We start from the raw sequence: 21677 nt of genomic DNA, 5'->3' as shown, positions 1-21677 counted from the left end.
GCCCCCATGGCAAAAGACATCAAGATTTCGATCCGGAACCTTTACAAGATCTTTGGCCCGACCCCGGATGTTGCCCTGGAGTATGTTCGCAAGGGCATGGGCAAAGCCGATCTGCTGGAGCAGCAGCGACACGTCCTCGGTCTGCGGGATATCAACGTGGACATCCACGATGGCGAGATCACGGTCATCATGGGCCTTTCCGGCTCCGGAAAGTCCACACTCATCCGGCACCTGAACCGACTGATCGACCCCACGGCCGGCGAAATCCGTGTCGATGGCGAAGACATCATGAGCTACAGCGAAGAGCAGCTGCGAAAGCTTCGCCGCGAGCGGATGTCGATGGTGTTCCAGAAGTTTGCCCTGCTGCCCCATAAAACCGTGCTCGAGAACGCCGGCATGGCCAAGGACATTCGCGGCTATACGACATCGGACTTTGAGGCCGACGCCCGAAAATGGCTCGCGCGGGTTGGTCTGGAGGGTAACGAATACCAGTATCCACACCAGCTGTCCGGTGGCATGCAACAGCGGGTGGGCATCGCCCGAGCCCTGGTGTCCGACGCCCCGATCATGTTGATGGACGAAGCTTTCTCGGCACTGGATCCGCTGATTCGGTCCGATATGCAGGACCTGTTGCTGGAGCTTCAGGAAGAACTGCAGAAAACCATCGTGTTCATCACCCATGATCTTGATGAGGCCCTGAAACTGGCCGACCACCTGGTCATCCTGAAAGATGGCGAAGTAGTGCAGCAGGGAGATCCCCAGGAAATCCTGCTCAATCCCGGCGATCCCTACATCGTCGACTTCATCAGCGATATCAATCGGGCACGGGTGCTGAGGGTACGATCGGTCATGAGTCCCCCGGATGACGGTGAGGCCACGTTCGCCGGTGACATCTCGGAAAAGGACAACCTTGAAACGGTACTGCTGAAATCCGACGGGGATATGTCTCTGAATTTCCGGGTAGTCCGGGACGATCAGCACGTGGGCACCCTGCACATGAAAGACCTCGCCCGGGCGCTGGTGCCGACCGCCGCGTCGGCTGACAGGAACAAAACCGCAGCCTAGGGGCTTTTAGCCATTACAAAACCGCGACCAGGGTCTATGCTTCAGGGAGAGCCGACGTCATCGGCATCCCGGTTTTATCACCATGGCAAAAACCCTGGTTCTTTCAATCGCGCTCTTTCTTGCCGCCTGCTCGCAGCCAGAAGACCCGCCACCGCTGGTTCCTGAAACAGCGGCAAAGGCAACGAAGACCGCTCCCGCTGCGCCGGCTCCCACAGAGCCGCGCCAAAGCGTTGTCATTGCCGCTGATCCCTGGTGTCCTCACAATTGTGAAGCCGGCTCCGAGCACGAAGGCTATATGATAGATATTGCCAGGGAGGCGTTCGGACTCGCCGGTATCGATGTCGAGTACGTGAACATGAGCTGGGCACGGGCCCTGCAACAGGCCCGGGACGGGTATATTGATGCGGTTGTAGGAGCCCTTCCGGGGGATGCGCCGGACTTCGTGTTTCCGGACGCCGCTACTGGTTACTCGACGATCGCGCTCTACACCCACCCTGACAACAACTGGCAGTACGCTGGCATCGACTCACTCAGCCAATCCAAGCTGCTGGCGATCAACGGCTACGCTTACTCACCGGAACTGGACAGCTATATCGAGAAGTACCAGGACGATCCGGAGCGGGTCTGGGTGCTGTCCGGGCCGGCACCACTGAGCCGGGCAATCGAACTCCTGCACCAGCAGCGCTCTGACGTATTCCCGGAAGACCGCTATGTGATGCAGTGGCAACTGGAGCAGGAGAACAACACGGAAAGCCTGCGAATGGCCGCGGTGATCCACGAGTCGCCGATCTACGTTGCATTTTCACCGGTCGGCCGTGATTCCGCCCAGCTCGCAGCGCTCATGTCAGAGGGAGCGAGAGCCCTGCAAAGCAGTGGGCGGGTGGAAGAGATCCTGACGCGCTATGGACTGTCGTGGTCAGACTGAAACGCCCGGATAGACTCACCGCCCGGTGTCGACAACAGCAGTTGGCCCTGCTGCCCGATCCGCACTGAACTCACCTGGTCCAGCAGGTTCAGAAACCGCTCTTCCTGATTCATCAGCGCGGGCGCACAGGCCATCCGTGTTGATGCCAGTGGACCTATAGCCATGCCCTCACCCCTGAGTTCATAGGTGCCAGTGTATCGGTTGCAAGATGCCCTGCCCGCGATCCGATTGCCCTCAAGAAACTCGATCGTGATCCGGGACCGATCGATGATGCCTGCGCCCGCAAGATCCTCAACAACCCAGATTGCGCCCCGTAACAGACGTTGGCGATCACCACCACACCCCCTGAACTCATCATCACCAACCTGCAGGCGCACCTGCGCGGGATATTGAGCCCCGGACATGCTGTCGTCACAGAGCTGACGGGCGACTGTCAGGGTAATGGGTAGATCTGCCAGCGTCGCCACAAATGTCCGCCCATGCCGGTTGGCTGTTTTGACTTCAACCGGTACCCGACGGGTTCCCTGTTCCTCGAAAGGCCGTGTTATCAAGAGCTCACCGTCTTCGAGCGTCGCGTGCCAGAAAGGCTCATTCCCCCGCGCCTCAAACGGCATTTCCAGATCGCCTGGCTGCAAACACTCCGGATAGGTTTGCCCCTTCACTGTCAGGGTCGCTTTTTCAGCCTTGCTCCAGAACCGCGTCTGGTCGTCGCCGGGGGCTACGTACAATGCGCCCGAGGCACTTATCTCCGGCTTGAGCAGAATACGTCGATCCAGATAGTCGATGCTGATCAGATCGCTGTCGTCTGTGCCGGAGACGGCAATATCGAGTTGCCCGCAAGCATAGCTCGCGGAAACCGGCTGACTGGTTTTGGATAGAGAGGAGCAGGCGGAGATGGCAAGGCTCGCCGCAGTGACGACGGACAACATAAAAACTCGTCGTGAGTGCATGGTCAGTTCCCTTGTTTGAGCGTCTTTTCGGCCTACAGTTTAGAACCCAACGACCGATGAGGCCACCATGGGCATCTGATGGGACTTCTTATACCGCCCCACCGGCAGTATGCTAGAACGCTGAACCAAGGAGACACCCCATGGCACTGAAACTTTACCAATTTGCCATTTCCCACTACTGCGAAAAAATACGCTGGGCCCTGGACTACAAGGGGCTCAACTACGAAACGGTGAACCTGCTGCCGGGACAACATGTGAAAACCATCCGGAAACTGACCGGTGAAGCCTCCTCTGTGCCGGTACTGGACCATGACGGCCACGTGGTTCAGGGCTCAGCCGCCATTCTGGATTACCTGGACCAGACGTTTCCCGAGCACCCGCTGACACCGGCAGACCCGGACGTTCGTGAGAAGGCGCTGGCCTGGGAGCGCCGGCTTGACGAGGAAGCAGGGCCGGCTATCCGCTGCTATTCCTACCACCACTTCCTGCAGCGCCCCAAAATTGTGGTGCCCATGCTGGCTGCGGGAACGCCTTTCTATAACCGGATACTGCTCAGCCTTGCTTTCAGCCGGGTTGATGAAGTCATGCGTCAGTGGATGAAGATCAACGAAAAAACCTCTGAAAAGTCCCGCCAGGTCATGGAAGAGTTGCTCACCGAGCTGGCTGCCATCTACGCCGAAAGGCCTTTCCTGGCCGGCGACCAGTTTTCGCGCGCAGACCTGACCGCAGCCGCCCTGTTTGCACCCATGTTCCAGCCCGCACAGTATCCGGTGCCATGGCCGAAAACTGCGCGAATTCCCAAAGACATCAAACATTGGCTGGACCAGTGGCAGCCACAGATCCGGGCTCTGGAAAAAGTGTACGAAGACAACCGTCGACCAGGCTGAGTACCGGATTGTCGGAATCCGTTAGCCAATCTGGCGTGAACCGACATTCCGGTTTCCGGGTTACGTGCCAGAATAAACGGACTTGATGAGGAAACCGGCAGATACCCGATGGCTTTGACCGACATGATACTGGCCGTTCTGGAAGACAGCGGCCTGCTTTCTCTCTGGGCGATGGCTGCGCCGCGGCTGGCGCTGGATGAACGCCAACTGATCTTTGTGATTGCAACACCGGTTTTTGTGGGCGTTACCCTGTGGGAATACCTGAAGATTCGCCACGATCCGCAGCTGATGGATACCCGTGAGGCGGTCAGAAACTTTGCCCTTGGCGCCGGCTATCAGGTGACCGAACTGCTCTTCGCCGGCCTCATTGCCTTCCCTGTCTATGCCCTGTGCTACCACTACCGGCTGTTTGATCTGGAATTGAACGGATTCACCGTGCTGCTGGCTTTTCTGGGGGTGGACTTCTGTTTCTACTGGATGCATAGGGCCAGTCACAGGGTACGCTGGTTCTGGGCGGCCCATGTGGTTCACCATTCCTCCGAGCGGATGAACTTCTCCACTGCCATGCGCCAGAATGCCACCAACATTTTCAACGGCATGTGGGTGTTCTACCTGCCCCTGGCGCTGCTGGGACTCAATCCTGTCTGGATCGGCGTAGCCTATGCCCTGTCGCTGGTCTACCAGTTCTTTATTCACACCACACTGGTCGGGAAGCTGCCCGGCTGGGTCGAACTGGTGTTCAACACGCCCAGCCATCACCGTGTCCATCATGGCCGAAATCCCGGCTACATCGACCGTAATTACGGCGGCACGCTGATAGTGTGGGATCGCCTGTTCGGCACGTTTGTCGATGAAAATGCCCAGGATCCGCCCGAATACGGCATCACCCGGCCTGTTCGCTCCAATAACCTGATTGTGCTCTGGACCCACGAATACGTGGACCTGTTCCGCGACATGGCACAGCCCGGCGGATTATTGTCTCGCCTTACCCATCTATGGAAACCGCCGGAGTGGCAACGCCCGGCTGCGGAGAAAAACAACAAGGAACCGGGTCGTGACAACGAACGAACACCCTCTGACGCTGAGCAGTGGTGATGACCACAGCATAGCCGGAACAGTCTTTACCCCGACGGCTCCCACCGGGCTTCTGATCATCAGCCACGGCATGGCCGAGCATGGCGACCGTTACCAGTCCCTCGCTCGCTGGCTCTGCGAACGCGGCATGGCCGTTATCACCTTTCACCACCGGGGCCATGGCCCGAATTCAGGAGTCGAGAACCTGGGGCATTATGCCGACCAGAACGGCTGGGCCAGCGTGTTGGCCGACCTGCACCAGGTGGTCCAACACGCCCGTTCACAGTTTCCCGGGCTGCCGGTCAACCTGCTGGGCCACAGCATGGGCTCGTTCATTGCCCAGGGTTACGCCCAGAGGTACGGTGATTCCCTGGATACCCTGATCCTGAGCGCCACCAACCGGATTGATCGGTGCCAGCTATTAGCATCCCGGGCTCTGATCGGCCTGATCCGACTGCTCCGGGGCAAGCGGCACCGGAGCCCGTTGATCACCCGCATGACCTTTGAGCAATTCAATCGCCGGTTCGGCCCCAATCGGACCCATGCCGATTGGCTCAGCCGAGATCCGCACCAGGTTGACGCCTACGTTGCCGATCCGCTTTGCGGGTTCCAATGCTCAACCGGGCTCTGGCTGGATTTTATCGGCGGCATGCTGGCCATCAAGCCGCCGACCTGGCGAAAAGACCTGCCTGTGCACCTGTTCTCTGGAACGGCGGACGCGGTTGGTGAAATGGGCCGCGGCGTGCGCCAGCACTTTCAGGCCATTCGAGAGGCGGGTGTTGGCCATGTGACCCTGAGGTTGTTTGAGGGCGGGCGCCATGAGATGCTCAACGAAACCAACCGGGACGAGGTGTGGCAATACTTGCATTCCCTGTGCCTGCATAGGGACAATGCGTCTGCCCAATCAACCGCCGAACAGAAAGCCCTGCTCCATGCCAGAGCCCCATGAACGCCGCACCAGAATCTGCCACCCAATAACCCGGGCTTTCGCCTGCCTGTGCGTGTTGTTCAGTTTTGCTTCCGGAGCCATCGCCGGCGAAGTCAGTATTGGTGTGGCCGCAAACTTCACCGATACCACCCGGGAACTGACCAGTCACTTTGAAGCGGAAACCGGTCACCGGGTGTCCGCCAGCTTTGGCTCTACCGGCAAACTTTACGCCCAGATCAGGAACGGCGCGCCCTTCGACGTATTCATGGCGGCCGACGTGCTCAGGCCAGAGCTGATCGAAGAGGCGCAGGCCGGGGTCAACGGAACCCGCTTTACCTATGCCCGGGGCAAGCTGGTGCTCTGGAGCCCGACGCCCGATGCGTTTGAGGATGCCCCGCGCTATCTGGAGCAGCAGCCCTTCGCCAGACTGGCCATCGCCAACCCGAAAACCGCACCCTATGGCCTGGCTGCCCAGCAGGTTCTTGAGCACATCGGCCAATGGCAACCGTTACAACCGAAACTGGTCCGCGGTGATTCCATAGCCCAGACGTTCCAGTTTGTTGTCAGTCGCAATGCCCAGGCCGGTTTCGTGGCCGCTTCCCAGGTCAAAGTCTGGGACGAGGATGCCGGCACCCTATGGCAGGTGCCTCAGGCCTATTACCAGCCCATCGACCAGCAGGCCATCCTGCTGAACCGGGGCGCCAGTAATGAAGCAGCCCGCGCCTGGATGGATTTCCTGAAATCCGATGCAGCCATCGGCATCATCCGGAGCTATGGTTACGACCAAGGACATGACGCGATCAACTGATGTTTGAAACCTATTGGGATCCAGTCTGGCTGACCCTGAAACTGGCCACGACAACCACTCTGCTGCTGTTGCTGATAGGCACGCCCATCGCCTGGTGGCTCGCCAGAACCCGGCACTGGCTGCGCCAGCCGGTAGCGGCCGTAGTCGCGCTGCCTCTGGTTTTGCCGCCAACGGTCCTTGGCTTTTACCTGCTGCTGGTGATGGGGCCGGAAGGCTGGGTTGGCCAGGTTACCCAGTCGCTCGGTATCGGGCTGTTGCCCTTTACCTTCGAGGGTCTGGTGGTGGCATCCGTGATCTATTCCCTGCCGTTTACGGTGCAACCGCTGCAGAATGCCTTCGAGTCGGTTGGCGACCGTTTCCTCGAGGTCGCTGCCACGCTTCGCGCCCCGCCCTGGGATCGATTCCTGTTTGTTGCCGTGCCCCTTGCCCGCAACGGTTTCCTGACTGCCGCCGTTCTGACTTTCGCCCATACCATTGGTGAGTTCGGCGTGATTCTGATGATCGGGGGTAACATTCCCGGGGAAACCAAGGTCCTTTCGGTGGCCATCTATGACCACGTGGAATCCCTGGAATACACCGAGGCCCACTGGCTTTCTGCCGGCATGGTGGTGTTCTCCTTCGTGGTTCTGGTCACCCTGTACGCGCTGAACGGCAAGGCCCGGTCGGGAGCACTGAGATGAGCGGGAACAAGAGCATCTGTGCCCGCTTCCGGTGCGCATTTCCCGGGTTTGGTCTGGACGTTGACCTGACCCTGCCCGGCACGGGCATCACCGCCCTGTTCGGGCATTCCGGCTGCGGCAAGACCACCGTGTTGCGCTGCATGGCGGGCCTGCACCGCGCAGAGGGAACCATGACCGTTCTCGACGAACACTGGCAAAGCGCCGATGCCTTTCTTCCGGTCCATAAACGCCCCCTGGCCTATGTATTCCAGGAAACCCACCTGTTTCCCCATCTGACCGTGCGCAAGAATCTTGAATTCGGATACCGGCGTATTCCGGCCTCAGACCGGCAGATCGGGTTTGACGAGGCAGTGAACTGGCTGGGACTCGGCGGCCACCTGGACCGTATGCCCGCAGGCCTGTCCGGGGGCGAGCGCCAGCGGGTAGCGATAGCCCGCGCGCTGCTGACCAGTCCCCGGCTGTTACTTATGGACGAACCGATGTCGGCCCTGGACAAAGCCAGCAAACACGACATCCTGCCCTATCTGGAGCGTCTTAGGGACGCCCTGGCCATCCCGATCGTATATGTCTCCCACTCTACCGCAGAGGTGGCCCGGCTCGCCGACCATCTGGTGGTCATGGAGGACGGCAAGGTGTTAGCCAGCGGGCCGACCCGGGAGACACTTGCACGCATGGACAACCCGTTCCGTCTCGAGGACGACGCGGGCGTGCTTGTGGAGGGGACAATAGGAGAACTGGATCAGCGCTGGCACCTGGCGCGCTTTGAGTTCGACGGTGGCTCCCTTTGGCTGCGCCGGGACAACGGCATGAAAATCGGGGATCGGGTCCGGATCCAGTTGCTGTCCCGGGACATCAGCCTGGCTTTGGAAGAGAACCCTGACCAGAGCATCCAGAACCTGGTTCCGGCAACCATTGACCGGATTGAACCGGACGTTACCCCCGGCGTCAGTATCGTCCGCCTGCTCGCCGGACCCACACCGGTCATGTCCCGACTGACCACCCGGGCTGTTGACCAACTGGCTCTGGAACCCGGCCAGCAGGTGTGGATGCAGATCAAGTCCGTGGCCCTGGCCGACTGACACCGGCGCCCCTGCCCCAACCAGAAAGGCCGCTGATATCAGCGGCCTTTCTGGTTACATCGATGCTCTGCTGTCCGGAGACTCAGCGGGTGCCGTACACCACCATCGTTTTGCCCTTGACCCGAACCAGGCCCTGATCTTCCAGGGTCTTCAGAACCCGTCCAACCATCTCCCGGGAACAACCCACGATACGGCCGATTTCCTGGCGGGTAATCTTGATCTGCATGCCGTCCGGGTGGGTCATCGCATCCGGCTCCTTGCAGAGATCCAGCAGGGTGCGGGCGACCCGACCGGTCACATCCAGGAACGCGAGATCACCCACCTTGCGCGTGGTCTGGCGGAGGCGGGAAGCCATCTGCTCGCCAATGAAATACAGAACCCTGGGATCCTGCTGGGCAATCTCACGGAATTTGGTGTAGCTGATCTCCGCCACTTCGCACTCGGTCTTGGCCTTTACCCAGGCGCTGCGGGAATCCATGTTGTCGAACAGCCCCATTTCACCGAAAAAGTCACCGGCGTTCAGGTAGGCCATGATCATCTCGCGACCATCGTCGTCTTCAATGATAACCGTCACCGAGCCTTTGACGATGTAGAACAGGGAATCGCTCTTGTCCCCGGCATAGATAATCGTGCTCTTGGCTGGGTAACGGCGGCGATGGCACTGCGAAAGGAAATAGTCGAGATGCTTGGTTTTCTGCTCAACCGGCTTGACGATAGTGGCCATAATGCGAGTCGTGCCTCCTCAGATACTGGCGGGTCCCAATGTTTGTTATGCACCCGGCTTTCCTTGCGGGTTCGTTCTTTTTTACTGCAAAACTGCGCAACTTATAACAAGAAGGTCTGTTGCGGGCAACCGGAAAGAGTATACAACATGTATCCGAGATCGGCCTGCCTGACGAAGCCGGTTGTGCTAGCATCCGGCCACAGGTCATCTTTATCGGGGCCATCACACCAGTTGGTCCCGCGTCATCACAACGGAGAGTCGTCCCATGAAAGCAACCGTAGACTGGACCGGCAACGCCAGTTTCAAAGCCACCAGCGGCAGTGGCCACAGCGTGCAGCTTGATGGCCCGCCAGACCACGGCGGTGAGAACCTGGGCCCGCGCCCCATGGAAATGCTGCTGATGGGGCTCGGAGGCTGTTCGGCGTTCGACGTCATGAGCATCCTGAAGAAAAGCCGCCAGGACGTGACCGCTTGCCACGCCGAGCTCGAAGCAGAGCGGGCCGACGCGGTTCCGGCGGTGTTTACACGCATTCACCTGCACTTCGTGGTAACCGGAAACAGCCTGAAAGACAATCTGGTCAAGCGGGCCGTGAGCCTGTCGGCAGAAAAGTACTGCTCCGCATCTATCATGCTTGAGAAGGCCGGCGTCGAGATCAGTCACAGCTACGAGGTTCACCAGGCGTCATAACCCGTGTGAGAAATCTCGCCAGGGCCGCTCATGGACCGATTCCCCGGGCCGGATGCAGGGGAAATCACGAATGCTAAAATGTCATTGCGAATACTATTCAACGTCACTTGCGGTGTGCATAATACGCACCCTCTCCGCCGGTCTGCGCAAAAGGTGAACAACCCGGTCAGTAGTCGGTGGCGGCCTCGGCAGAGCTCAGCAATGCAGCTCTGCAGTCATTCATCTCCACGATCCGGAGGGGCTGAGCATGGAATCAAAACTCCAGCTGCATGGTTTCAACAACCTGACCAAATCCCTGAGCTTTAACATCTACGACATCTGTTATGCGCAGACCGAAGAACAACGCAAGGCCTATATCGACTACATCGACGAGATGTACAACGCCGAGCGCCTGACCCAGATTCTGACCGACGTCGTCAAGATTATCGGCGCTAACGTTCTTAACATCGCGCGTCAGGACTACGAGCCCCATGGTGCATCTGTCACCATGCTGATCGCCGAGCACGAGCTCACCAATGGCGAAGAGCCCGACAACGAAGAGTCTCCCGGACCGCTGCCGGATACCATCGTGGCCCACCTGGACAAGAGTCACGTCACGGTGCACACCTACCCGGAAAGCCATCCCCACGATGGCGTGAGCACCTTCCGCGCTGACATCGACGTATCCACCTGTGGCCTGATCTCACCGCTGAAAGTGCTGAACTACCTGATCCACAGCTTTGATTCTGATGTCGTTACCGTGGACTACCGGGTTCGCGGCTTTACCCGTGATGTGGACGGCACCAAGCACTACATTGATCACGATATCAATTCGATCCAGAACTACCTGACCGAAGATACCCAGAACGCGTATCAGATGATCGATGTGAACGTGTACCAGGAGAACCTGTTCCACACCAAGATGATGCTGAAGAACTTCAACCTCGATAACTATGTGTTCGGGGTGAACGCCGGTGATCTTGATCCCGCCGAAGCGCAGTCCATCGAGGACCGTCTGCGTCGGGAAATGCTGGAAATCTTCTATTCCCGCAACGTCGAATGATCGCCTCCTGTGGCGCCCCGCCCGGGGCGTCACGGGTCCTTCAGTTTTTTTGATGTCACCCCCCAGATTTCTGCGTTTTATTCTCTCCTCCCATCCCGTTTAAATAGAGCCAAGAGCTAACGAGAGGAGGACATCATGACCCTGCGCTCCCTGAAACAGATCATACCCGCCCTAGAAACGTCCGACGGCGCCGGCGTGCGCATCAAGCGTTCCATTGGCCAGCAACAGAACATTCGCCTTGATCCGTTCCTGATGCTGGACGAGTTTGGTTCCGCCGAGGCCGCCGACTATATCGCAGGCTTCCCCTCGCACCCCCATCGGGGGTTCGAAACCGTGACCTATATGATCGAGGGGCACATGCTGCATGAAGACCATCTCGGGAACCGAGGCGACCTGCGCAACGGCGGTGTGCAATGGATGACCGCCGGTCGCGGCATCATCCATTCGGAGATGCCCCAGCAGGAAGAAGGCGTGATGCGCGGTTTTCAGCTCTGGCTGAACCTGCCAGCGGCGGAAAAAATGACGAAGGCCGGCTACCGGGACATCCAGCCGGAAGAGATTCCGGAGCTTGCCTTCGACGGTGGCAAACTGAAGCTCATTGCCGGCTCATTACAGATCGATGGCCAGGCCCATGCAGGGGCGATGCCCGATCGCACCACCCAGCCGATCTACGCGGATATTCAACTGGCATCCGATGGGAGCCTGAGACTGCCCCTCCCGGAAGGCCACAACGCCATGCTCTATCTTTACGAGGGTAGCGCGAGCCTGGGGGAAAGCTCGCTGCAGCGAAGCGCCGCTAACGTTCTTTCCGACGACGGCGACCAGATCGAACTCCATGCGGGGAAAGCCGGAGCGCGACTGCTGCTGATTGCCGGCAAACCGATTGGCGAGCCGGTGGTCCAGTATGGTCCTTTTGTGATGAATACCCGCGAGGAGATCGAGCAGACGCTCCGGGATTACCGGGATGGACGCCTGACGGCCTGACGCCTCAGGCAAACGGCTTTCTTGCCATCAGCCGCTGCACCATCGGCCTGACAATCAGGTCCATGGCCAGCGGCATTTTTGTGCCCGGAACCACCAGGGTGTCGTGTCGCGACAGGCTGCTGCCTGCAATCACCTGCAGCAGATAGGGAAAGTCCACCTCTGACTGATCCCGGAACCGGATCACCAGCATGCTTTCGTCCTCAGTGGGAACTTCCCGGACGACAAAGGGGTTGGAAGTATCGACCAGGGGAATGCGCTGGAAATTGATGTGGGTGTGCGAGAATTGGGGCACGATGTCGTGCACATAGTCATCCATGCGGTTGATGATAGTTTCCACCACCGCCTCCTGGCTGTAGCCCCGCTTGTGCGTGTCCCGGTGGATCTTCTGGATCCATTCAAGATTCACAATCGGAACCACACCGATCAGCAGGTCCACATACTGGGCGATATTGCAGGTTTCGCTGACCACACCCCCATGAAGCCCCTCGTAAAACAGCAGATCGGTATCGGCGGGCAAAGGCCCCCAGGGCGTGAAGGTGCCGGGCTTGTGCCCAGCTTCAACCAGCCTGCGATCCTCATCGTGAACGTATTGACGATACCGACCGTTGCCGGTGTGGCCGTAGTCGTAGAACAGTGCTTCCAGCTTGTCAATGTGATTGGCGGCCAGCGCAAAGTGGTTGCGCTCACCGAACTGGCCCTTGGCCGCAAGCCTGGCCATCTGTTCACGGTTGTAGCGATGGAAACTGTCACCGCTGACCATTGCGGCGTTCAGCCCCTCACTGGCAAACATCCGGCTGAAAATCTGGCCGGTGGTCGTGGTGCCCGCTCCGGACGAACCGGTAACCGCGATGATGGGATGACGTTTTGACATAGAGGCAGGTTGCCGGAATCAGGTTAGGCTGTCGAGCAGACGGGGTTTTTCAACCACGAAGCCCTGAGCGTAGTCCACACCCAGCTGTCGGAGCATGTCCAGAACGTCCCGGGATTCAACCTGGGAGGCAATCACTTCCCGGTTCATGTAGTGGGCCATATCCACCATTGAGCGCACCATTGCCCGGTCAGTCTCGCTGGTCGACAGCTGGCCGGTAAAGGCGCTGTCGATCTTGATCAGGTCTACCGGTAACGAACGCATGAACTCGAACGAACTGGGGCCACTGCCAAAGTTGCCGAGACAGAACCGGCAGCCAAGCTCTTTCATCTCAATGATGAAGTCTGCCACTGACTGGACGTCGTTGATCGCCGAGGCCTCGGTAATCTCGAACCACAGCCGCTCGATAGGCGCGTCTTTCTCACTCAGCTTTTCGTAGATGAACTCCAGCAGCGACTGGTCATTCATGGAATAGCCGGACAGGTTGATGCAGACGCCGCCGAAATGCCTCGGGTCCGGCGCCTGCTCCCTGAGCCAGTCCAGCATGTGGCCAACAACCCAGCGATCCACGGCCTGCATTCGGTCATAACGCTCGGCCATGCGCACGAAGTCCCGACCGGTAATGAGGTTGCCTTCGTCATCGTACATGCTGATCAGCACCTCATACTGCGCAGCCATGGAGGACTTGGCATGCAGAGGGATAATCTTCTGGCAGCGCAGCAGCATGCGCTCCTCGTTCAGGTCGCTGAGGCTGGCAACCTTGGCGGCGATCTGCTCCTGACGGGCCTGGTCATCGGCGTCCAGGGCATACTCCGAAACCTTACCGTGGCCCTGCTGGCGAGACGCGGCAAGCGCCTGCTCCGACGCCCGTAACCAGCGTTCAGCACTGACCAGGGCCGGCAACGTGGGGACCACACCGGCGCTGGCAGAGAGCCGGTAGTCGCGACCACCAAAACTGAACTCGGCGGCCTCCACTGCACGGATGAGATCTCTTGCCGCGTCGCTGGCACTCTCGGACGGCACCAGCATGGCAAACTCATTGCCCGCAAGTCTGGCCACGGGCATACCGTCACCGACGTGGCTGCGCAGGATATCGGCAACCCGTTTCAGGGTCTCATCACCGGCCTGGTAGCCGGCGGTGTCGTTCAGCAGGCGGAACCTGCGGAGATCCAGGCGCACGAGGGAGCGCTCATCCTCCCGACGGGCCAACTGCTGATCGAGCATGCGCTCGAATTCGCGACGCCCGAGAAGGCCGGTCAATTCATCATGGGTGGAGGCCCAGGACAACTGGTCATAGACCTTGCGGACCATGCGATCGATACTCTCGTCCACCAGCGGGCGTTCATACTGGCTATCAGGCACGATGATGCCTTTTCGCATCTGCCGGGCCAGGGACTCCAGCTCCAATTCCACCACTCGCATGCCCTGGTGATTCACAAAGACAAAGCGGCTGAAACCGCGGGCCACCCAGACCAGACGAATGTACTGGGGTTCGTCCGGTTTTTCCTGGTCGCGAAGCCAGTCGCCGGTTCGCAATTTCTGCGCCCGGTTGATCCAGCGCTGAAGACTTCGTTGCTCCCGGTCGGACAGTTTTCTGGCATCCGGTTGCTCCGGCTTTGCCACTGGCACTTCAACCAGTTCGGGGCTTTTTTGCGGACTGCGAACCAGGAACTGCTTGAGCTCGTCCCGGATTTGCGAAGAAGGCATGTGGTTGCTGGAAATAGAGGCCAGACCATCCTGGATTACCCGCAGCAGCTCGGGCAGATTAATGGAGCTGTTCGGATCATCAGCGAAGGATAGGAGCGAATCGATAACGGCCAGGTAATCATGCCACAGCTGGCTGTCAGGCCCCTGCCGGATCCAGGTCAGCGAAAGCAGATCCCGCCAGCCACCATCCAACAGGCTGATTACCGCCTTTGGCACCTTGCGCCCACCCAGTTTGTTGTCCAGCACATCGGCCACAGCCTTTTTTGACTCGGCTACCTTCTGGGCCCCCTCTGCGGCCGCTGTCACTCGCTCGACATTCCGGCGATAGACAAGATTCTGGCGATCAATCAGGGTGTCCAGTTCCTGGACCGTTTGCTCGAATACCCCGGTGTCCTGCTCGAAGTCCGTTGTAATGCGCTCTACCAGCTCATCCACGCGACGCTGAACCACCGGATTGATGCGCCCGCCCTTTACCCCTAGCTGGGCCAGACGGTTCATCACCCCGCGTACCGGGCTATCCTGATCGTCAAAGAACGCAGGGTCCCTCATGACAACTTTGAGAACGGGCACTTCCAGCTGCCGCATGCGCTGCTGGGCATACTCGCTGAGCTTCGGGCTTTCCACCACCGATTTGAAAAACCGGTCGACCACATCGACCGTTTCCTGCTGTTCTTCATCCAGCCGGTTATCACCGCTTGCCTTTACTTTCTCTACCACCCGCTCCTTCAGGGGAGCCAGCTCCTCGCCAGTATCCACGGGCTGAGATTGCAGCTGCTGGAGTTCTCGCTGGAATTCTCCGGACGACAGAGGCCTGGCATTGGGCTGGAACGGCAAAGGCTCCGGATCGCCCCGGGCCACACGGCTCGCGCTCAGGGTATTCAGCAGGTTACGCACCGTGGCGAACGCAGTCTGGGCCGCCTGGGCATAACCCCGAAACTCGCCCCCCAGCATGCCGGCTCTGCGACGAGACTGGGGCTGTCCGGCGTCTTCGGCACCCGCCTTCGGCTTTGACTCTGCAGCAGCACTCTCCGCGGCAACCGGCTCGGGCTCCGCGGGCTCTTGTTGTGTCTCCGGCTTTGCCCCGGCCTGCTCGCTCAGATACTTGCTGAGATCCAGGTCTGGCAGAACACCGTGACGAATCAGAATATCGTTGAGCTCTTTGTACAGAGGTCCCAGCTGCTGCAACACGGTCTGCTCAAAGACCCGCAGACAGACTTTCTCCACCTCCCGGGTCGCCTTGAGCTGGCTGAGGCCATTATGGAAGGCTTCGCAGACCAGGGAGGGCCCGAGGGGATTGTGGTGTCCCGTGGCGTTCGCGATGCCAAGTTTGTCCAGGCGAAGCTTGAGCTGCAGCAGATCGCCCCGATACTGGGTATCCGCCTTGGTTACCATCACCCGGATCGTCAACCAGTCCTCGAATTCGCCCTTGTCGACCACGGACAGCTCGGACCCCGGAAACCCCTTGGGGGCGGGCTTCAGTGGTGATTCCAGGCTGCGAGCCATCTGATGCCAGATGACCCGTTGCCGGGCCTGAATCTGGCCCGAAGCATCCATGTATTCATTGGCCTGCTGATCATTTACGGCTCTCTGGGCCGCCAGTTTGAGACCCTCCACCATTTGCACGAAACAGGCGTCCATCAACGGCTCGATAAACTGGGTCACCGCCTTGGCGGACTGGTGCAGGACAAACTGTACGCGATCACTGGGTGCGCGGAGCGAGGAGCGATCCTGACTTCGGGAGCCCCCGCATTGCTGCAGCATGGCATCCACGGCTACCGGGTTGGGCCTGCTGAAATTGACCCCCATGGCGCCATCGATGCGACGGACAATACTGACATGAAGCTCGTGGCGGCGCGCGCCATCCAGACCCCGAAAACGTATCACCAGTTCTGGGGGTATGCCGGAAGCAAACGCCCGATCCAGCTTCTTCGAGGTTTCACCCGAATAGCGGACGAACAGACCCTCCGCACAGAAATCGGCGATCTGACACGGCCAGGCTTCACCGGTTCCCAGATCAATCTGGGCGGCAAGCTTGATTGGTTGGCGGGGGCTGCTACGACGTTCTCTCGGATCCATGAACTACCTGATATCTCGCAAAGCCGGAACGATCACCGAACACAGCGCCCGGTACCGGCTCACGTCCCTGAAACGATGGCGGATGCCACCGGCTGCTACTATAGAGACCATGATTGTACTATAGCGGCCTGGCCCCCACAGGCAAACCAATCCACTATAACATCCTGACCCATGAAACAGCTTAGTCAGATCTATCTACTTTTGCTACTGGTAACAATGCTTAACGGCTGTTCGACCATTGGCTACTATTCGCAGGCTGTCAGTGGCCATCTCTCCCTGATGATGTCGGCGGAACCGGTCGACGACATTCTCTCCGACACCTCAACGCCGATGGACCTTCGGGGAAAACTCACGGTAGCGCAACAGGCCCGGGAATTCGCCGGTCAACGACTGGCCCTGCCGGTGGGAGAAGCCTTCAGCGACTACGTGGATCTCGACAGACCCTGGGTAGTGGTGAACCTGGTGGCTGTGCCGGAGTTCTCCCTGGAACCGCACCGCTGGTGCTATCCGGTGCTCGGCTGTCAGGCCTACCGGGGATACTACAGCCTGGCGGATGCGCGTGCCGAGGAGTCGCAGTTTCGCAACAAGGGCTTCGACACGTTTATCGGCGGCGTGACGGCCTATTCCACCCTCGGCTGGTTCGATGATCCCCTGCACACCGGCTTTACCCGACTGACGGAGGATCGCATGGTCGCCCTGATGTTCCATGAGCTGGCACACCAGGTGGTCTACATCGCCGATGACACGGCATTTAACGAAAGCTTTGCCACCGCGGTGGAGCTGGAAGGGCTCAGGCTCTGGCTATCGGACCAGGGCAAACCCGGCCAGTTCGAGGAGGCACTGGACCGCCTGGCTCGCCGAAACCAGACGCTCTCCCTGGTCGAAGACTTCAGTGCCCGGCTGGACGTTCTTTATGCTCAGCAGGACGTCTTGCCAGACCAGCAACTGCGGAATCGCAAGGCGGCCATTTACCAAGAGCTGGCTCTTGCCTATCAGGAACTTTCCGCAGAGTGGTCCGAACCGGGCCCGTTCGGACCGGTACCAGTCAGCCTGAACAATGCCAACCTGGCGCTGTTTCGTCAGTACAACCAGCACGTACCGGCGTTCCGTCAGATGCTTCGGAATGCAGGCTACGACTTTGCGGACTTTTACAAGGCCGTCGAGACGCTGTCAGAGCAACCGGAACCCCAGAGGACTGAACATCTGGCCGCCCTGTCAGAGCGGTTTGAAGAACACCTTTGAGTTCCGCTGGGTGTTATAGGCAGCCAGCTTCGGCCCGGGCAGGGCCTGCACTGTCGAAGGCTGGAAGCCCCGCTCCCGGAACCAGTGCTCCGTCTGGGTGGTGAGCACGAACAGCTTCTGGATACCCTGCCCCCTGGCCAGCTTCTCCACCATTGCCAGAATCTCATCACCCCGTCCGGCCCGGCGATAGGTCGGGTCTACCGCGAAGCAGGACAACTCGCCGGCGCCTTCTTCAGGGTAGCTGTACAGAGCGGCACAGCCCACGATAGTGCCGTCGCGCTCCGCCACAACAAAGCGGTCAATCTCGGTTTCCAGCATCTCCCGGGAGCGGCGAACCAGAATGCCCTGCTCTTCCAGCGGCTGGATCAGCTCCAGAATCCCGCCGATGTCCTCGACCCGGGCCTGGCGAAATTGCTCGTAGTGATCGCCACTGACCAACGTGCCGGCGCCATCCCGCGTGAAGAGCTCCTTCAGCAGGGCGCCGTCATCCACATAGCTGATGATGTGGGCGCGACGTACACCCTTCACACAGGCATCACAGGCAGCTCGCAGCAAGTCGGCATCGTGACCGGTCACCGCACCGGCCGCCAGGCGCTCGGACGCCTGGCGCGCCGACAGCTCCCGGATCAAAGTACCGTCCTCTTCCTGCAACCCGGGATCATCAATAAACACCATCAGCTTCTCGGCCTGCAGTGCCGCTGCCACCTGGCTGCCAACATCCTCGTAGGAGAGGTTGAAGGCATCCCCCGTGGGCGAATAGCCCATGGGCGGCAACAGGACAATGTGACCGAGCTCCAGCAGCTTCTCGATACCAGCCACATCAACCCGGCGCACTTTGCCAGTGTGGCCAAAATCAATACCGTCGAGCACACCCACGGGCTTGGCAGCCACATAATTGCCGCCACTCACCCGGATACGGGCATTGTGCATCGGCGAATTGACCAACCCCATGGACAGGTGGCTTTCCAGGTAGGCTCTCAGGCCACCGACAGCCTCCATCACCATACTGAGGTGCTCTTGCGGCGTAATCCGCAAACCTTTTGAAAACGACGATTCGATTCCTGCAGCATCCAGCCGCGTCTGGATTTGCGGGCGGGCTCCAAAGGCAACGACCAGCCGCACACCAAGACTGCTCAGCAGCGCGATGTCATGGATGATGTTGATGAAATTCCCGTGTTCAATCGCATCCCCCGGAATGGTCAATACCACCGTGCGCCCGCGGTGGGCGTTGATGTAGGGGGATGAATGGCGGAATCCATGCAGCCAGTCGTTTGATTTCAAACCTTTCTCCTGGTCTCTCGTTATCTTCTAAAGGCAGGTAGTTTATCTTGAGGAGTTTGCCGAGTCCTGTCGAGGAGGGTGTGCCAAAACACGCCCGTAAATACGTCCCTGTAGGGCTCGGTCGCGCCATCCCTGGCGCTCCACGGTTTTGGAACACCCTCCCCGCCAGGACTCTCCGCAGAATTCAGAGGGGCCTGCCCCATGCTCACAGACAGAATTGTCGGATCAGCCCTCGCAGTACTTTAACGGTTGGATCAAGCTGGGACAGCTCTATAAATTCATCCGGTTGGTGCGCCTGATCGATTGAGCCGGGCCCCATGACCAGGGTTTCCAAGCCGAGCTTCTGGAGCCAGGGCGCTTCCGTGGCGAAGGCGACGGCATGAGCGGTATGGCCCGTCAGTTTCTCGCAGGCTTTGACCAGAGCGGCATCGGCCGGGGTTTCAAAGGGCGGAACCCCGTCGAAGAGCGGTTCGAATTCCAGGGACAGTTCCCGCCGTTCCGCGATCGGCTGCACCTTGCTCAAAATGGTCTGGCGCAGGGTTTCCATGTTCATGCCCGGCAGCGGACGCAGATCAAAGTGCAGCTCGCACTGGGCACAGATGCGGTTTGGATTGTCACCGCCGTGAATGCAGCCAAGGTTCAGGGTTGGAAACTGTACCTCGAAGTTCGGGTTCCGGTACTTTTCCTGCCAGCCTGACCGGAGTGCCAGCAACTCGGTGAGCGCTTCGTGCATTCCTTCCATGGCGTTGCGGCCGAGGGCCGGATTGGAGGAATGACCGGACTGGCCCTCGAATTTCAGGCGCTCCATCATGATGCCCTTGTGCATGCGCACCGGTTTCAGGCTGGTCGGCTCGCCGATGACCGCGTAGCGGGCCTTGGGCTTGCCAGCTTCTGCCAGGGCCCGGGCACCGTCCATGGAGCTCTCTTCGTCGGCAGTGGCCAGTATAATCAGGGGCTGTTTGAGATCTTCGTCCACAAAGGCCCTGGCTGCTTCAATGGCCAGCGGGAAAAAGCCTTTCATGTCGCAGGTACCCAGCCCGTACCAGCGATTGTCCCGCTCGGTCAGGGTAAAGGGGTCGCTCTGCCAGCGTTTGTCATCAAAGGGCACCGTATCGGTATGGCCGGACAACACAAGACCGCCCGGGCCGCTGCCAAGGGTTCCGATCAGGTTGAATTTTCCGGGCATGCCTGGCACTTCCAGGATTTCCACGGAAAACCCGAGGGCTTCGAGCCATTCTGCCAGGGTTCGCACCACGGGCTCGTTACTATGATCCCATTTTGCCGACGCGCTGCTGATTGAGGGCAGAGATATCAGGCGGGCAAGCATGTCACGAATGCCCGGCACCACTGCGGATTTGCTATCGGACTGCGACATAGTTTCCTCTCAGATTCCCATTGGAATCATTGTGCACGGCCACGCCGCCAGACTTCAAAGTTGGTAATCGCCCGGATCAACATCGGGTAGGCGACTTCACCGCCAGCGATAACCCGGGCCACTTCCAGCTCGCGTTCGCTGACGCTCACCAGACGCCCTTCCACCACGTTCTCGTTGGAAAGCGTTACCCGGACCTGCCGGTCAACCCATTGTTCGGCGGTTTCAAGATTCGCCGGATACCAGGTTTCGGTCTCAGGATCCTCCCGTGGCACCACCGGCTCGACGGCCACCTCTGGTGTTTCCTGAACAACCGGCTCAGCCTCGGCCAGATAGACGTCCGGCACGCCTGCACCGTTGTAACGAACTGGCCAGCTCATGCCCGCACCCTCGTTTTCAGCCGTTCTTACAGGCACTCCGAGCAGAGGCTGGGCCGGCTGCACATCTACCGTGAGCTCACCGCCCTCCAGCAGCCACTGCCGGTACAACGCTTTCAGCTGGACACTGGCGGCCAGGCCCCGGGCTTCAAGCCCGGCAGACAGCGCCTGCACTGCGCGCCCGGCCCATTCTCCGGTTTCGATACCGGCTTCGCGGGCGCAATAGGCGGCGATGCGACGCATCAGGCCACCATCACGCAAGGTCAGCGTCATCGGCTCGGCGCCACCGGAAACGGTCAGCTCGGCATCCTGGATTCGGATTCGAGCATCACGCCAGTCCAGTTCCAGACTGCCGGTGCTGACGGTATTCAACTCAGCATGGAGATTGCCCGGAGTCTGTCGCACAAAGCCATCCCCGGCGAGTGCTGTGATGCCCATGCGGATCAGGTCACCGCTACCCAGCTGTTGGCGCGGATCTGGCGCGCAGGAAAGCGCAAACAAGGCCGGATCGCCCTCGCTATTGGCGCCTTCTGCAGTAACCCAGTTACGAAGCATGGTCGGGTCGAGGGTCAGGCCAAGGCCGTCGAGTCGCAAGGTCCATTGTTCCGGCATGCCAGCCGGGTCGAACAGGACAGAGAGCAAACTGACGGGTGAGCCGGTATCAAGCTCCACCCTCGCCATGTCCAGAGGCTGGGTGAGCTCGAAATCCTGCCAGCTGGCGTCGTTGAGAACCAACCGGCCCTCAACGCCGGAACTGATGCTGCCCCTGTGCAGAACACCGTGGGGCTCCAGCGCCTGTCTCGCCTCGGCCATGCGCTGATCCGCCAGCCACCAGACCCCCGCCTTGAATGCGGCAAAGCCGACCAGAACCAGTATTACCAGCGTCGCAAGCAGGCGCTTCATCCGGAGACTCCTTGTCG

19 protein-coding genes are annotated in these 21677 nt (G+C 59.7%); 12 read left to right on the top strand and 7 right to left on the bottom strand.

What is annotated here, in order from left to right; genetic code table 11:
• Window positions 1–6: 6 nt before the first annotated feature.
• Both EDB94_RS11730 and EDB94_RS11725 read left to right on the top strand, forming a co-directional pair.
• A complete protein-coding gene (locus EDB94_RS11730; protein WP_014578493.1) occupies window positions 7–1065 on the top strand; it encodes a glycine betaine/L-proline ABC transporter ATP-binding protein in 1059 nt (352 codons plus the stop codon).
• 82 nt (window positions 1066–1147) lie between these two features.
• Window positions 1148–1990, top strand: a complete 843-nt coding sequence (locus EDB94_RS11725; protein ID WP_108018450.1) for an ABC transporter substrate-binding protein — start codon at window positions 1148–1150, stop codon at window positions 1988–1990.
• Here the strand turns inward: EDB94_RS11725 and EDB94_RS11720 are convergent.
• Window positions 1966–2940: an META domain-containing protein gene (locus EDB94_RS11720; protein ID WP_260312569.1), complete on the bottom strand. Its 975-nt coding sequence runs from the start codon at window positions 2938–2940 to the stop codon at window positions 1966–1968. The genes EDB94_RS11725 and EDB94_RS11720 overlap by 25 nt on opposite strands.
• Window positions 2941–3080: 140 nt before the next feature.
• Here EDB94_RS11720 and EDB94_RS11715 point away from each other — a divergent pair, with 140 nt between their 5' ends.
• The 6 genes from EDB94_RS11715 to modC all read left to right on the top strand — a co-directional run bounded on the left by EDB94_RS11715 (window position 3081) and on the right by modC (window position 8396).
• A complete protein-coding gene (locus EDB94_RS11715) occupies window positions 3081–3827 on the top strand; it encodes a glutathione S-transferase family protein (RefSeq protein ID WP_108018448.1) in 747 nt (248 codons plus the stop codon).
• A gap of 108 nt (window positions 3828–3935) precedes the next feature.
• Entirely contained in the window at window positions 3936–4922 is a 987-nt protein-coding gene (locus EDB94_RS11710; protein WP_108018447.1) for a sterol desaturase family protein, read from the top strand.
• Window positions 4882–5850, top strand: coding sequence for an alpha/beta hydrolase (locus EDB94_RS11705; protein ID WP_108018446.1), 969 nt, complete (start codon window positions 4882–4884; stop codon window positions 5848–5850). Before EDB94_RS11710 ends, EDB94_RS11705 begins: the two co-directional genes overlap by 41 nt.
• Window positions 5834–6637: a molybdate ABC transporter substrate-binding protein gene (modA, locus tag EDB94_RS11700; protein ID WP_108018445.1), complete on the top strand. Its 804-nt coding sequence runs from the start codon at window positions 5834–5836 to the stop codon at window positions 6635–6637. Before EDB94_RS11705 ends, modA begins: the two co-directional genes overlap by 17 nt.
• Window positions 6637–7317 carry a molybdate ABC transporter permease subunit gene (gene modB, locus EDB94_RS11695; RefSeq protein WP_108018444.1) on the top strand — a complete coding sequence of 227 codons (681 nt, stop codon included), beginning with the start codon at window positions 6637–6639 and terminating at the stop codon, window positions 7315–7317. Before modA ends, modB begins: the two co-directional genes overlap by 1 nt.
• Window positions 7314–8396 carry a molybdenum ABC transporter ATP-binding protein gene (modC, locus tag EDB94_RS11690; RefSeq protein ID WP_108018443.1) on the top strand — a complete coding sequence of 361 codons (1083 nt, stop codon included), beginning with the start codon at window positions 7314–7316 and terminating at the stop codon, window positions 8394–8396. The genes modB and modC overlap by 4 nt, the downstream gene beginning before the upstream one ends.
• An 82-nt stretch (window positions 8397–8478) precedes the next feature.
• Here the strand turns inward: modC and crp are convergent, their stop codons facing one another.
• Window positions 8479–9120, bottom strand: a complete 642-nt coding sequence (gene crp, locus EDB94_RS11685; protein WP_007153756.1) for a cAMP-activated global transcriptional regulator CRP — start codon at window positions 9118–9120, stop codon at window positions 8479–8481.
• A 265-nt stretch (window positions 9121–9385) separates the two neighbouring features.
• Here crp and EDB94_RS11680 point away from each other — a divergent pair, with 265 nt between their 5' ends.
• The 3 genes from EDB94_RS11680 (at window position 9386) to EDB94_RS11670 (ending at window position 11834) form a co-directional block, all read left to right on the top strand.
• Window positions 9386–9808: an OsmC family protein gene (locus EDB94_RS11680; protein ID WP_014578500.1), complete on the top strand. Its 423-nt coding sequence runs from the start codon at window positions 9386–9388 to the stop codon at window positions 9806–9808.
• 247 nt (window positions 9809–10055) lie between these two features.
• Complete coding sequence (gene speD / locus EDB94_RS11675) at window positions 10056–10850, top strand: adenosylmethionine decarboxylase (RefSeq protein WP_008173437.1); 795 nt, start codon at window positions 10056–10058, stop codon at window positions 10848–10850.
• Window positions 10851–10985: 135 nt separating this feature from the next.
• Window positions 10986–11834 carry a pirin family protein gene (locus tag EDB94_RS11670; protein WP_108018442.1) on the top strand — a complete coding sequence of 283 codons (849 nt, stop codon included), beginning with the start codon at window positions 10986–10988 and terminating at the stop codon, window positions 11832–11834.
• 4 nt (window positions 11835–11838) lie between these two features.
• Here EDB94_RS11670 and EDB94_RS11665 read toward each other — a convergent pair whose 3' ends face one another.
• Both EDB94_RS11665 and EDB94_RS11660 read right to left on the bottom strand, forming a co-directional pair.
• A complete protein-coding gene (locus EDB94_RS11665; RefSeq protein WP_008173441.1) occupies window positions 11839–12705 on the bottom strand; it encodes a phosphoribulokinase in 867 nt (288 codons plus the stop codon).
• Window positions 12706–12723: 18 nt separating this feature from the next.
• Entirely contained in the window at window positions 12724–16485 is a 3762-nt protein-coding gene (locus EDB94_RS11660) for a DUF1631 family protein (RefSeq protein WP_008173443.1), read from the bottom strand.
• Between the two features lie 171 nt (window positions 16486–16656).
• On the opposite strand from EDB94_RS11660, the gene EDB94_RS11655 reads away from it, so the two are divergent.
• Complete coding sequence (locus EDB94_RS11655) at window positions 16657–17727, top strand: aminopeptidase (protein ID WP_108018441.1); 1071 nt, start codon at window positions 16657–16659, stop codon at window positions 17725–17727.
• Here the strand turns inward: EDB94_RS11655 and argA are convergent.
• The 3 genes from argA to EDB94_RS11640 form a co-directional block, all read right to left on the bottom strand.
• The gene (gene argA / locus EDB94_RS11650; protein ID WP_014578504.1) at window positions 17701–19008 is read right to left on the bottom strand and encodes an amino-acid N-acetyltransferase; all 1308 of its coding nucleotides are present in this window, start codon (window positions 19006–19008) and stop codon (window positions 17701–17703) included. The genes EDB94_RS11655 and argA overlap by 27 nt on opposite strands.
• 205 nt (window positions 19009–19213) lie before the next feature.
• On the bottom strand, window positions 19214–20383 hold the full coding sequence (gene argE / locus EDB94_RS11645) for an acetylornithine deacetylase (protein WP_108018440.1): 1170 nt from the start codon (window positions 20381–20383) through the stop codon (window positions 19214–19216).
• Between the two features lie 26 nt (window positions 20384–20409).
• Window positions 20410–21660, bottom strand: a complete 1251-nt coding sequence (locus EDB94_RS11640; protein WP_108018439.1) for an acetylornithine deacetylase — start codon at window positions 21658–21660, stop codon at window positions 20410–20412.
• Window positions 21661–21677: the final 17 nt, after the last annotated feature.

It is taken from the genome of Marinobacter sp. 3-2 (assembly GCF_003751355.1).
In the GTDB taxonomy this organism is placed as follows: Bacteria; Pseudomonadota; Gammaproteobacteria; order Pseudomonadales; family Oleiphilaceae; genus Marinobacter; species Marinobacter adhaerens.
The sequence above is the reverse complement of the archived record's forward strand: the minus strand, read 5'-3'. Positions and strand labels throughout refer to the sequence as shown.